Here is a 12,321-nt window from a genome sequence, read left to right on the forward strand (position 1 = left end):
TTGATGAAAGAATCTCCATAACCTAGCAACTTCCCGGTGTTCGGGGCGTGGGAAGGCCGTTGCGGTAAAGGAGAGACGCCAAAGAGGAGAAGAGGGAAGGAGGAAGGAGGAAGGAGGAAGGAGGAAGGAAAGGGGAAAGTGAACAAGCGCGAATGCACAAACCGAGACAACGCCCGCCAGCAATGACGCTGACGGGCGTTGGCTCGGTTTGTTGGCAAGGCCGATGGCAGGCCCCGGCGGGCCTGCCGGGCGCGGGATCAGGACGCCTTGGCGGTCAGCACGTCGGTGATCCACTCCACGACCTTGTCGCCCTGGGCATTGACGCAGACGTCGACCAGCGGCGTCTGGGACCACTGGTTGCCGAGGAATTCTCGACCCTCAGGGGCGAACAGCGTCTGACCTTCGGCCAAGCCTTCGACTTCGACATTCAGGTGGCCGCGCTCGGTAGTGAACAGCTCCGGCTTCATCAGCCAGGCGAGGGCGCAGCTGTCGTGCGGGCAGCAACCATCGATGCCACGCGCTTCCTGATAGAAGGCCTTGTAGAACTGATAGCTGCCGGACAGCACTTCGCCGAGTGCGCCTTGCGCGACGCGGATGCGCTCGACATGGGCCGGAGACAGCACGCAGCGATGCGTCGCATCGAGACCGACCATGGTCAGCGGCCAGCCGGCGGTCAGCACCTTGGCGGCGGCATGCGGGTCATTGAAGATGTTGGCTTCGGCGACCGGTGAGACGTTGCCGCCTTCACGGATGGAGCCGCCCATGATGACGACCTGCTTGACCTTGCTGATGATGCTCGGGTCCAGCTGCAGTGCGGTGGCCAGATTGCCCAGCGGGCCGACGGCGACGAGGGTGATCTCGCCCGGACGCGCATTGACCTGCTCGACGATGAACTGCGGTGCGCTGATGGGCAGCGCCTTGCCCTTGGGCTCCGGGATCTCCATGTTGCCCAGGCCATTGGCGCCGTGGATGTGCGCCGGCGCCGGGAACTTGTCCTTGACCAGCGGCTGGGCAGCGCCCTGGGCGACCGGAATCTCCTGACCCGCCAGTTCGCCCAGCAGCAGGGCGTTGGAGGTGGCCGTCTCGATGGTGACGTTGCCGAAGGTGGTGGTCATGCCGAGGAATTCGATGTCCGGATGCGCCAGACAGATGGCAATCGCCTGGGCATCATCCACGCCCGGATCGGTATCAAAGATAATCGGTGTTTTCATGCTGACCTCGTGAAAGAAGTGACCTGCAATAGAGGGCGTTACGCCAACAGGGCGCCCATGAGGTGACACGGGCACGGCACGGAACACGTGGTGGTGTCCCGTGCAGGTAGCTCAGTTGTTCAGTTGCTCAGGACGTCGAGCGTCGGCCATTCGGCCAGGGCAGTCGCGACATCACTGGCCAGCGGAATGCTCGGCGCTGCGCCTTCGCGGCTCACGCACAAAGCAGAGGCAGTGCTGGCACGACGCAGGCTTTCCTCGATGCTCTGGTCTTCGATCTGGCTTGCCAGGTAATAGCCGATGAAGGTGTCGCCTGCCGCAGTGGTGTCCACGGCATTGACGCGGTGCGCCGGCAGCTGGATGCGCTGTTCCCCCAGCTGGTAGCAGACGCCTTCACTGCCCAGGGTCATGACCACTTCGGTGTCAGGCAGGCGAGAGTGCAGCGCGGCGAGCAGGGTGGCGACAGGTGTGCTTTCTTCCAGCTCGACCAGCTGTGCCGCTTCACCGCGATTGAGGAACAGCACCTGGCAGTGTTCCAGCGGCAGGCGCAGGACATCAGCACCCATCGGGGCCGGATTGAAGGCGATCTTCATGCCCTTGGCGTGCGCCAGCTCGATGACCTTGCCCAGCGCGTTGCACTCATTTTGCAGCAGCAGCCAATCTCCCTGCGTCACGCCGGAGAACAGCGTCGCGAGATGTTCATCGGTGAAGCCGTGGTTGGCGCCCGGATGCAGAATGATGCTGTTCTCGGCGTGGTCGTCCACCTGGATGATGGCGTGGCCACTGGCGCTGGCGCTGAGCTCGACCTGCGAGGTGATGACACCGGCGCTTTCCAGCGGCTCAAGTGCCCAGCGATCACTGTTGCCAAGGCGGCCCCAGTGCGTGACGTCGCCTCCGGCGCGCGCAAGCGCGAGCGACTGGTTGGCACCCTTGCCACCCAGTACCTGACGGTAGGAGAGACTCGCCAGGGTTTCACCCGGTCGTACCAGGTGAGGTACCCGATAGACGTGATCGATATTGATAGAACCGTAGTTGTAAAGCATGCAGCCTCCTTGGGGGCGAGCATCCTAGCAAAGCCTTGGCCGCCTGTCCCCAGTCGTATCACCAAGGTCTGACCTTCAGGTCATGTTTAAGCGTTGAAGCTATTAGCCTCTTGGAACGCAAGAGAAAGTGCATACTTCCTGTCATCTCGCTGGATTCAGGATAGTCGCCCATGTCGGAGTCGAAGCAACCCGCCGTCACGATCAAGAAGTGGGTCTGGCGAGCGCTCTTCACCAGTACCATGATTCCGTTGCTGTTGGTCGAGACCGCGCTGGTGGCGGTGTATTTCGTGTCCAATGACGAGATTCGTGATGCCAACCTCAATTATCTGCAATCCCAGTCGAGCAGTGAGCTCAATCTGGCGATGCTGCGGGAGGCCAATTCACTCAGCCAGCAACTGGAGCAAGTCCAGAACCTGTCGCGCGGGCTCGGTGCCCAGGCAGGCGAACTGGCCATGGGCGACGCCGGTACCGGGGTAGCGGCGCGCGAGGTTGCCCGTCACGCAAGCCTGCCCAGCGGTGTCTGGGCCAGTCAGCAGACGGCGGACAATCAGGGCAGCGGCTTCTACCCCGCCTTGCCAGGCCTCGAGCAGGACATTCCCATGGCGCTGCGCATGACGGCGGTCGACCCGATCATGCGCAGTGTCGTGTCCTCTCACTCGGCCGTGGTGCAGTCCTTCGTCGCGATGGCCGACTGCTATGTCCGCCTCTTCCCCTATGTCGATCTGGCCTCGCTGGTGCCAGCCGACCACGACTGTCGTGACTTCTCCTTCTTCTATCTGGCCGCGCCAGAGGAAAATCCCTCGCGAAACACCATCTGGACCGACATCTACGAAGACCCGGCCGGCAATGGCTGGATGACGTCGGCCGTCAGTCCCTTCTATTCCGAGCAAGGTGAGTTTCTCGGCGTCGCCGGCGTCGACATGACCCTGGACGTGATCGTCAATCAGGTGCTGGCGATGGAGCTGCCCTGGAAAGGCTTCGCGATGCTGTTTGATGCCGAGGGACGCTCACTCGCCGTCCCGCGGGCCGGTGAGCAGTTGCTGTCGCTGCTGCCGCTGGAGATTCCCGATGCCAATGACCTCCAGGAAGAGGATGTCATTCGGCCCGCCCAGCTGGAGCTGAAAGGTCATGACGTCTTCAAGAGACTCGCGCCCCGAATCCTCGAGCAGCGGCGTGGCCTGGAGAGCGTCAATGTGGCGGGGGCACCCTACAAGGTGGCGTGGGAGCGCTTGCCGGGCAATGGCTGGATCATGTTGAGCATGGTCGAGGAGAGCGCCGTCTTCTTTCGTACCGCCGAGATCGGGCGCAACTTCCAGCTGGTCGGCATGGCGCTGGTCGGTGGCCTGATCCTGTTCTATTTCACCTTTTTCATTCTCATGAGCTGGCGCACGCACCACATCAGCCGTCGCCTCTCGGTGCCGCTGGCCGAGCTGCGTGAGCGACTGCATCGCATCGGCATGGGCGCGGAAGTCGAGTCCGCGGGTGGCAGTGGCATCGTCGAGCTGGATGATGCCAACGCCACCGCCGAAGAGATGTATCAGCGGCTGCGCCAGACCCAGAAGGAACTGCAGTCCAGCGAGCGTCGTTTGCTGGATTCCCTCGAAGCCAGTGGCGATAGCCTGTGGGAAATGGACATTCCTGAGCGCATCGTCCAGATCCACCCCAATCTCTGGAAGATGCTCGGCGCTTCGGGCCACGAGCCGTTGGCGATGCGCGAAATGGACTTCGATCGCTTGATTCACCCGGAGGATCTCGAGCAGGTACATGCGCTCAGACACAAGATCATCACTACCTATGGCGAAAGCTGTGAGTGCCAGTACCGGATGCGTGCGCCGCAGGAAGAGGACCTTCAGCAGATCGAGGCGATGGGAATGAACGAGGCAGGCATGGCGGACGCCACAGGCAAGGCTGGCGACAAGTTCCTGCAACAGCGGAGCCTGAGCGCTGACGATGGCGGTGAGCATGAGGACGGCGAGCGAGCGAGCGGCACCCGGTGGGTATTGTTGAGCTCACGCGGTCGTGTGGTGTCGTGGGACGCTGAAGGCAACGCCCTCAAGGCGGCGGGCATGCATATCCGCATACGCTGATGCTGGACATTAACGAAAAAGCCCCCGACTCGGCGCATATGCCGGTTCGGGGGCTTTTTCGTGACGTGCCGCTCACACCTGCCACTCGGCGTCAGTGTCTGTCACCGCAAGGCTGTGGCCGTGTCAGGCGTGTTCGCTCAGGAATGTCTCGATATTGGCCAGACTGAGATCGAGCATGTTCTGGCGCGCCTCCTGGCTGATCCAGGCATTGTGCGGCGTGACGATCAGGTTCAAGGGGGCACTCGCCGAATGGTGCTGGCTTTCCAGGGCCGAGAGCAGCGAGTGGCCTTCACGTGGCGGCTCCTCCGGCAGGCTATCCACCGCCAGGCCGCCGAGTTGTCCGGTGGCCAGTGCCTCCAGCGCTGCGTCTTCGTCGATGATGCCCCCGCGGGCGCAATTGACCAGCAGTGCACCGGGCTTCATGGCGGCGAGCGCCTGCTCGTCGATCAGATGCTGCGTCTCTGGGGTCAGCGGGCAGTGCAGGCTGATGGCGTCAGCCCGGGGCAGCAGGCTTTCCAGCGCGGGGCGCTCGGCGGTGGGGGCGGTGCCCGGACGGGCGGCAAAGGTCACGCGCATGCCGAACGCCTCGGCCAGCCTGCCCACCGCAGTGCCCAGCTCTCCCTTGCCGATGATGACCAGATGCTTGCCGGACAGCTGTAACACGGGGCGGCCCATCAGGCAGAAGGTCGGGCTGCGTTGCCACTCGCCCGCGGCGATGTCGGTCTGGTATTCCGGCAGGCGGCCTGCCAGTGCCAGCAGCAGCATCCAGGTGTGCTGCGCCACCGAGTGAGTGCCGTAGGCATTGACGTTCATGACCCGAATGCCACGTGCTTCGGCGGCCGCCATGTCGATATTGTTGGTGCCGGTCGCCATCACCGCGATCAGCTTGAGGGTCGGCAGCTCATCCATGTGGTGCGCCTCGATGCGTACCTTGTTGACCAGCACGATGGAGGCACCGCTCAGCCGCGGCACCACTTCCTCGGGCGCGGTCGCGTCATGGCAGACCAACCCTTCCAGGCGGGCCTCGAGGCGCGAGAAGTCCAGTCCGTCACCGACGGAGCCGGCATCGAGCATGACGGCCTGCGGGGCGCTGGTGGACGAGGCAGGTTCACACTGAGAGGAAGCGGGCGTGGAAGAATGAGAGGGAGACTGCGCAGTACGATCGTGATCGGACATAGGTGCCTCATGATGGCGTAGGAAGATAGATAGGAAGACAGAAAGGCTGGCCCGGAAATGACGAGTACGTAGCGTCTGGGCCGGTTTGTGCTTGGGTGTTGCCCCGCACGGGGCCGAGCACGCTATAATGTGCCCCTTTCGCTTTGACTTGAAAGCCGCTCAACTGGCCTTATTGTAGGCGTCTCTTGCTGGTGCTTGCGAAAGCTCTCATGTTGGGGCCGCAGGTGCGCTGAACGCAAGACGCGCCGCAAGGCATAACATTGTCATGGTTCACGGTGCTCAGACAGCCCCGTGACCAGTATTGTCAGGAAAGAAAACCATGCCGATCTATGAATACCACTGCAAGGCCTGTGGCCATCGGATGGACAAGTTGCAGAAGATCAGCGCTGCGCCGCTGACGGAGTGCCCGGAATGCAAGACGGACCAGCTCGAGAAGCTGGTCTCCGCCGCCGGGTTCCGTCTGGCAGGCAGTGGCTGGTACGAGACGGATTTCAAGTCCGGCAGCAAGAAGAATCTGGCCGGTGGTAGCGACAGCACCGCCTGACACAGCTGGGATAGTGCGTCAGGCATCAGCGTGATGAGGGTCAAGGGCGCCCAGCGGGTACCCTTGACCCTCATCGCCAACGGCAGGCCCTCTGAGACAGATGCGCATCAGCGCGTCGATCATGAATTTGAGCAACAAGGAATCAACATGCGCAGCCACTATTGCGGCAAACTGAACGAGACCCTGATCGATCAGGATGTCACTCTGTGCGGGTGGGTGCACCGCCGTCGCGACCACGGTGGCGTCATCTTCCTCGACATGCGCGACCGTGATGGCATCGCCCAGATCGTCGTCGATCCGGACACCGTCGATGCCTTCGCCACTGCCGACAAGGCGCGCAGCGAGTTCGTGCTGCGTATCAAGGGCCGTATCCGTCTGCGCCCGGAAGGCACCCAGAACCCGAACATGCCGACAGGCATGATCGAAGTGCTGGCCAAGGACGTCGAAGTGCTCAACACCGCACAGACGCCGCCGTTCCAGCTCGACGACCACAACAAGGTCGGTGAGGAAGTTCGCCTCAAGTATCGTTATGTCGACCTGCGTCGTCCCGACATGATCGAGAAGCTGCGTCTGCGCTCGCGCATCACTCACAGCGTGCGCGCCCAACTCGAAGCCCTGGGCTTCCTCGACATCGAAACCCCGATCCTGACACGTGCCACGCCGGAAGGCGCACGTGACTATCTGGTGCCGAGCCGTACCTACGCCGGCAGCTTCTTCGCACTGCCGCAGTCTCCGCAGCTGTTCAAGCAGCTGCTGATGGTCGCCGGTGTCGATCGTTACTACCAGATCGCCAAATGCTTCCGTGATGAAGACCTGCGTGCTGACCGTCAGCCGGAGTTCACCCAGATCGACCTCGAAGCCAGCTTCGTCGACGAGCAGGACATCATGGGCATGACCGAGACCATGATCCGTGGCCTCTACAAGGAAGTGCTCGATGTCGAGCTGGGCGACTTCCCGACCATGCCGTACTCCGAGGCCATCAGCCGTTTCGGTTCCGACAAGCCGGACCTGCGTATCCCGCTGGAACTGGTCGATGTCGATGACCTGATGAGCGGCGTGGACTTCAAGGTCTTCTCAGGCCCGGCCAAGGACGACAAGGGCCGTGTCGCCGCACTGCGTGTGCCGGGCGGTGCCAGCCTGTCACGCAAGGAAATCGACGCCTACACCAAGTTCGTCGGCATCTACGGTGCCAAGGGCCTGGCGTGGATCAAGGTCAACGAACGTGCCAAGGGCGTCGAGGGTCTGCAGTCGCCGATCGTCAAGTTCATGGAAGACGTCGTGGATGAAGTGCTGGACCGCTGTGGCGCCGTCGATGGCGACATCGTGTTCTTCGGCGCTGACAAGGCCAACATCGTGGCCGAGGCCATCGGTGCGCTGCGCGTCAAGCTGGGTGAAGACCTCAACCTCTACACCCGCGAGTGGGCACCGCTGTGGGTCGTCGACTTCCCGATGTTCGAAGCCGATGCCAACGGCCGCCTGAGCGCGCTGCACCACCCGTTCACCGCGCCGTCCTGCACGCCGGAAGAGCTCAAGGCCAACCCGGAAGCGGCACTGTCTCGCGCCTACGACATGGTCATCAACGGCACCGAGCTGGGTGGCGGCTCCATCCGTATCCACGATCAGGCCATGCAGCGTACCGTGTTTGAAGTGCTGGGCATCGGTGAAGAAGAAGCGGAAGAGAAGTTCGGCTTCCTGCTCGACGCCCTGAAGTTCGGCGCGCCGCCCCATGGTGGTCTGGCCTTCGGTCTCGACCGTCTGGTGATGCTGATGACCGGCGCCAAGACCATTCGTGAAGTGATTGCCTTCCCGAAAACCCAGAGCGCCGGCTGCATGATGACCGACGCCCCGGGCGTGGTCAGCGGTGAGCAGCTCAAGGAGCTGAACATCCGTCTGCGTCAGAAGGTCAAGGTCGAGGACGAAAGCGGTCAGGCCTGATTCAGCGGCGCATGACCGAGAGAGTGACTGGTGGGGCCGTCTGGACTGATTCGATCAGACAAGGGCGGTCCCGCAGTGGCAGGTTTGTCCCTTTGGCCTGGTAGGCGAGGGGGCGAGCAAGCCCGACAAGGCGGTGCGAGACTGTTTGCTGGCGTTCACGTCAGGCAATGGCAGTGTCGCACCGCCTTTTTTGTGGCATGGTGGCTGGTTATATACACAGTAAGGGCGATGGCGCGATGACGACAGCAAAGGTGGAAGGTGTGAGAGACGAGGCGGCAGCATGATCATTCTTGGCATCGACCCGGGCTCACGTCTGACCGGGTATGGGGTATTGGATGTCTCTGCGGCTCAGCCTCGCTATGTGGACAGTGGCTGCATACGCATGTCACAGGTCAGCCTGGATCAGCGCCTGGCGCAGATCTATGCCGGTATCAGCGAGGTGATTGCCCTGCATCGCCCCGCGGAATTCGCCATCGAGCAGGTCTTCATGTCCAAGAACGCCGATTCGGCGCTCAAGCTGGGCCAGGCGCGCGGGGCTGCCATCGTGTGTGCGGCCAATCACGGCTTGCCGGTGTTCGAATATGGGCCGCGGCAGATCAAGCAGGCCGTGACCGGTACCGGTGCCGCCGAGAAGTCTCAGGTGCAGCATATGGTCACGCATACGCTCAAGCTCTCCGCCACGCCGCAGGCCGATGCCGCCGATGCGCTGGCCATCGCCTTGACGCATTGTTTCGCGCGTCGACGATTGACGCCCGGCAATGACCAGCTGGAAGCCTTGGGGTTGGGGAACACCAGTCGACGCAAGGGAACCCGTGTACGGCGTAGCAGCAGTTGGCGAGACTTCGAGCCCGACGCCTGACATGCCGCTGAGCGACAAATGCGGTATTGTGCTCAATTAATAGCGATTTTTCAGTCACTTGTAGAGTGTCTGCCGAGCCTGGCAGCAGCCGATTGAGTGATGCGCCAAGCCGCGTGGCATCAGGCTTCGTGCCATCACCCAAGGTATGACTGTCAGAAAGATGCGACAAATTCGTCGTGACACTGGGACATGCCGCCTACGCTTCATCTTTGGTAGGCTTGCCCGCATTGTAACAATCCGTGCAGAGAATCGGGTCTGTGAGCAGCACGATCCCACCGAACACGTTCTCTGCCGAGCAAGGACAGCCGCAACATGATTGGACGCCTGACCGGGACATTGCTGGAAAAACAACCGCCGCAGCTGGTGCTTGACGTACAGGGTGTCGGTTATGAACTGGAAGCTTCGATGAACACCCTGTTGGGCTTGCCGGCCGTGGGCGAACATTGCCAGCTTTACACCCACCTGGTGGTGCGCGAAGACGCGCAGTTGCTGTATGGCTTCGGCAAGGAGCCCGAGCGTCGTCTGTTCCGTGAATTGATCAAGATCTCCGGTGTCGGCCCGCGTCTGGCGCTGGCGATTCTGTCGGGAATGGAGCAATCCGATTTCATTCGCTGTGTTCACGACGAAGACAGCCGAGCGCTGACACGTCTGCCGGGCGTCGGCAAGAAGACGGCGGATCGCCTGATCATCGAGATGCGTGATCGCCTTAAGCATTGGACGCTGCCGGCGGATGATGGGCTGGATGAAATGGCGCGTGCCTCCCAGCCGCAACCGCCGGTCACCCATCCTCTGGCGGATGCCGAAGCCGCGCTGGTGTCTCTGGGCTACAAGCCTGTCGAGGCGGCCAAGATGCTCTCGGGGCTCGAGACCGGCGCCTCCACGGAAGCGCTCATCAAGGCGGCGCTGGCGCGCAAGATGGCCAGCTGAAGCCTTGCCAGGGCAGCAAACATGCGCCCTATAGTTTCCGTGAAGGAAACGGCGCATCGTGATTGGATTTATTGACTAGGGGTTGGCAGGTTACTGGGGTAGAAAGTGCGCGCTTGAACGCAGATGCGCTAGATCGTTGCACCGCCCTGGCAAACCTTGCCACCTGCCACTGACGCACGTTCATGGCCCATGACCCGCGTCATATGCGTGACCTGCGTCATCAGGAGTTGAGCAAGCATCATGATGGAGTCGGACCGACTGATCTCCGCGGCGACGCATGATCCGGAAGAGCGGATCGATCGCGCCAATCGGCCACGCACGCTGAGTGACTACATCGGACAGCCTATCGTCCGCGAGCAGATGGAAATCTTCATCAGTGCCGCGCGAGGACGAGGCGATAGTCTGGATCACACCTTGGTCTTCGGCCCGCCCGGCCTCGGCAAGACGACGCTGGCGCATATCATCGCCAGCGAAATGAGTGTCGATATCAAGTCGACCTCGGGGCCGGTGCTGGAACGGGCAGGGGATCTGGCAGCGATGCTGACCAACCTGCAGGAAGGCGATGTCCTGTTCATCGACGAGATTCACCGCCTGTCACCGGCCGTCGAGGAAGTGCTCTATCCGGCGATGGAGGATTACCAGCTCGACATCATGATCGGTGAAGGCCCCGCGGCCCGCTCGATCAAGCTTGAGCTGCCACGATTCACCCTGGTCGGCGCGACGACGCGTGCAGGGCTGCTGACGGCGCCGCTGCGTGATCGCTTCGGCATCGTCCAGCGCCTCGAGTTCTACGATATCGAGTCACTCACCGACATCGTGGCGCGCAGTGCCAGGCTTTCCGGCATGGAAGTCGAGATGGAAGGGGCGCTGGAGATAGCGCGTCGTTCCCGCGGCACGCCGCGTATCGCCAATCGCCTGCTGCGCCGGGTGCGTGACTTCGCCGAAGTGCGCTCGGATGGTCGCTTGACGCTGGAAGTGGCCGACAAGGCGCTCAACATGCTCAATGTCGACAGCCACGGCCTGGATCACATGGACCGTCGACTGCTGCTGGCGATGATCGAGAAGTTCGATGGCGGGCCGGTCGGGGTCGATTCACTGGCGGCGGCCATCGGGGAAGAGCGCGATACCATCGAGGATGTGCTGGAGCCCTATCTGATTCAGCAGGGCTTCATGATGCGCACGGCGCGTGGGCGTCTGGTCACACGCTCGGCCTATCTGCACTTCGGGATCACCCCGCGTGAAGAGCAGGTGCGGCTGGGGCAGGAAGGAAATGACGCGTCATGACATCTGAAGGCGCAGGAAATACGTTGAAGGGTGAAGCGGCATGTTTTCACCACACTGTGCGCGTCTACATCGAGGATACTGATGCCGGTGGCATCGTCTACTACGTGAATTATCTGCGCTTCATGGAGCGCGCGCGCAGTGAATGGTTGCGAGCGAAGGGCTTCACGCAGCAAGCCTTGCTTGAAAAAGGCATTCAGTTGGTAGTACACAGTGTAACAAATCGTTATCTTCGTCCTGCGCATCTGGATGACCTGCTGACCGTGACGGCAACGGCAGGCGCCTTGCGCGGTGCACGCTTGACGTTCACCCAGAAGGCGCTGCGCGGTGAGCAGATCTTGAGTGAAGCGGAAGTCGTGATCGCTTGCGTCGATGCCACGACCTTGCGCCCCAGACGCTGGCCCGGGGAATTGCTTGCGGCTCTTGAGGTCTGAGATCACAAGGCGCAGATGAGGCCGCTGCCAGTCAGGTGCCGAGACGCCAGGCTGATGAACAGATTATTTATCGTGTCACTGATTGACGGTGGCACAGACTGAACCAAGTAAAGAGGGATTTCCGTGGAAGATTCGATGTCGATCATTTCGCTGTTCGTGAACGCCAGTCTGGTCGTTCAGGCAGTCATGTTGCTGTTGCTGGCAGCTTCCATTGCATCCTGGGTGGTGATCTTTCAGCGCGGGATGGCATTGTCCCGTGCCAAGCAGGCTTACGCGGCCTTTGAAAAGCGCTTCTGGTCCGGGGTCGACCTCAATCACCTCTATCGTGAATTGCCGACGGATGAAGAATCCACCCCGGGCGCCTCTGGCGTCTTCCGTGCCGGCTTCCGCGAGTACAGCCGCCTCAAGCCCAAGTCCAGCAATGCCGATGCGGTGATGGATGGTGTGCAACGCAGCATGCGCGTCACGCTGTCACGTGAAGAAGAGCGCCTGAACGTTCACCTGCCGTTTCTGGCCACGGTCAGCTCCGTCAGCCCCTATGTCGGGCTGTTCGGTACCGTGTGGGGCATCATGGGCTCCTTCCAGGCACTGGGTACGGCTCAACAGGCAACTCTGACCACCGTCGCCCCCTGGATTGCCGAAGCACTGGTCGCGACCGCCATGGGCCTGTTCGCGGCAATCCCGGCCGTCATCTTCTACAACCGTCTGGCCAGCCGTGCTGATCAGCTGCTGGGTCGCTATGAAGACTTCGCCGAAGAACTTCACTCCATTCTGCATCGTAATCTGCACGGTCGTGGCAGCAACGACGCTTGAAGGGAGGCGAGTCA

General features: G+C 61.8%; 11 protein-coding genes. 8 read left to right on the top strand and 3 right to left on the bottom strand.

Translation table 11 applies throughout. The annotated features are described in order from the left end of the window. Positions 1-257: 257 nt before the first annotated feature. Positions 258-1,211: a nucleoside hydrolase gene (locus tag LCW13_RS08765; RefSeq protein ID WP_225348071.1), complete on the bottom strand. Its 954-nt coding sequence runs from the start codon at positions 1,209-1,211 to the stop codon at positions 258-260. A gap of 119 nt (positions 1,212-1,330) precedes the next feature. Further along, complete coding sequence (locus LCW13_RS08770; protein WP_225348072.1) at positions 1,331-2,251, bottom strand: ribokinase; 921 nt, start codon at positions 2,249-2,251, stop codon at positions 1,331-1,333. 170 nt (positions 2,252-2,421) lie between these two features. On the opposite strand from LCW13_RS08770, the gene LCW13_RS08775 reads away from it, so the two are divergent. Beyond that, complete coding sequence (locus LCW13_RS08775; protein WP_225348073.1) at positions 2,422-4,338, top strand: PDC sensor domain-containing protein; 1,917 nt, start codon at positions 2,422-2,424, stop codon at positions 4,336-4,338. A gap of 123 nt (positions 4,339-4,461) precedes the next feature. Here the strand turns inward: LCW13_RS08775 and LCW13_RS08780 are convergent, their stop codons facing one another. Then, positions 4,462-5,514: a D-2-hydroxyacid dehydrogenase gene (locus LCW13_RS08780; protein WP_318527687.1), complete on the bottom strand. Its 1,053-nt coding sequence runs from the start codon at positions 5,512-5,514 to the stop codon at positions 4,462-4,464. Positions 5,515-5,833: 319 nt separating this feature from the next. Between LCW13_RS08780 and LCW13_RS08785 the strand changes: the two genes are divergently transcribed. The 7 genes from LCW13_RS08785 (at position 5,834) to tolQ (ending at position 12,307) form a co-directional block, all read left to right on the top strand. Continuing rightward, positions 5,834-6,058 carry an FmdB family zinc ribbon protein gene (locus LCW13_RS08785; protein WP_043333602.1) on the top strand — a complete coding sequence of 75 codons (225 nt, stop codon included), beginning with the start codon at positions 5,834-5,836 and terminating at the stop codon, positions 6,056-6,058. 147 nt (positions 6,059-6,205) lie between these two features. Further along, entirely contained in the window at positions 6,206-7,993 is a 1,788-nt protein-coding gene (aspS, locus tag LCW13_RS08790; RefSeq protein ID WP_225348074.1) for an aspartate--tRNA ligase, read from the top strand. A 280-nt stretch (positions 7,994-8,273) separates the two neighbouring features. Then, complete coding sequence (gene ruvC / locus LCW13_RS08795; RefSeq protein ID WP_043333606.1) at positions 8,274-8,852, top strand: crossover junction endodeoxyribonuclease RuvC; 579 nt, start codon at positions 8,274-8,276, stop codon at positions 8,850-8,852. Positions 8,853-9,164: 312 nt separating this feature from the next. Next, a complete protein-coding gene (gene ruvA / locus LCW13_RS08800) occupies positions 9,165-9,779 on the top strand; it encodes a Holliday junction branch migration protein RuvA (RefSeq protein ID WP_043333607.1) in 615 nt (204 codons plus the stop codon). Between the two features lie 240 nt (positions 9,780-10,019). After that, entirely contained in the window at positions 10,020-11,063 is a 1,044-nt protein-coding gene (gene ruvB / locus LCW13_RS08805; protein ID WP_225348075.1) for a Holliday junction branch migration DNA helicase RuvB, read from the top strand. Continuing rightward, positions 11,060-11,494 (top strand): tol-pal system-associated acyl-CoA thioesterase, encoded by a 435-nt coding sequence (gene ybgC / locus LCW13_RS08810; RefSeq protein WP_131432032.1) that lies wholly within the window; start codon positions 11,060-11,062, stop codon positions 11,492-11,494. Before ruvB ends, ybgC begins: the two co-directional genes overlap by 4 nt. 135 nt (positions 11,495-11,629) lie before the next feature. Continuing rightward, positions 11,630-12,307 (top strand): protein TolQ, encoded by a 678-nt coding sequence (gene tolQ, locus LCW13_RS08815; RefSeq protein ID WP_107336548.1) that lies wholly within the window; start codon positions 11,630-11,632, stop codon positions 12,305-12,307. Positions 12,308-12,321 lie beyond the last annotated feature (14 nt).

Origin of the sequence: Cobetia amphilecti (assembly GCF_020217465.1) — a bacterium.
Lineage (GTDB): Bacteria > Pseudomonadota > Gammaproteobacteria > Pseudomonadales > Halomonadaceae > Cobetia > Cobetia amphilecti.

Excerpts from the sequence above, each read along its gene's own strand:
- LCW13_RS08765 (WP_225348071.1), bottom strand. The coding sequence starts at position 1,211 with ATGAAAACACCGATTATCTTTGATACCGATCCGGGCGTGGATGATGCC.
- ruvB (WP_225348075.1), top strand. The coding sequence starts at position 10,020 with ATGATGGAGTCGGACCGACTGATCTCCGCGGCGACGCATGATCCGGAA.
- ybgC (WP_131432032.1), top strand. The coding sequence starts at position 11,060 with ATGACATCTGAAGGCGCAGGAAATACGTTGAAGGGTGAAGCGGCATGT.
- LCW13_RS08770 (WP_225348072.1), bottom strand. The coding sequence starts at position 2,251 with ATGCTTTACAACTACGGTTCTATCAATATCGATCACGTCTATCGGGTA.
- aspS (WP_225348074.1), top strand. The coding sequence starts at position 6,206 with ATGCGCAGCCACTATTGCGGCAAACTGAACGAGACCCTGATCGATCAG.
- LCW13_RS08775 (WP_225348073.1), top strand. The coding sequence starts at position 2,422 with ATGTCGGAGTCGAAGCAACCCGCCGTCACGATCAAGAAGTGGGTCTGG.
- ruvC (WP_043333606.1), top strand. The coding sequence starts at position 8,274 with ATGATCATTCTTGGCATCGACCCGGGCTCACGTCTGACCGGGTATGGG.
- ruvA (WP_043333607.1), top strand. The coding sequence starts at position 9,165 with ATGATTGGACGCCTGACCGGGACATTGCTGGAAAAACAACCGCCGCAG.
- LCW13_RS08785 (WP_043333602.1), top strand. The coding sequence starts at position 5,834 with ATGCCGATCTATGAATACCACTGCAAGGCCTGTGGCCATCGGATGGAC.
- LCW13_RS08780 (WP_318527687.1), bottom strand. The coding sequence starts at position 5,514 with ATGTCCGATCACGATCGTACTGCGCAGTCTCCCTCTCATTCTTCCACG.
- tolQ (WP_107336548.1), top strand. The coding sequence starts at position 11,630 with ATGTCGATCATTTCGCTGTTCGTGAACGCCAGTCTGGTCGTTCAGGCA.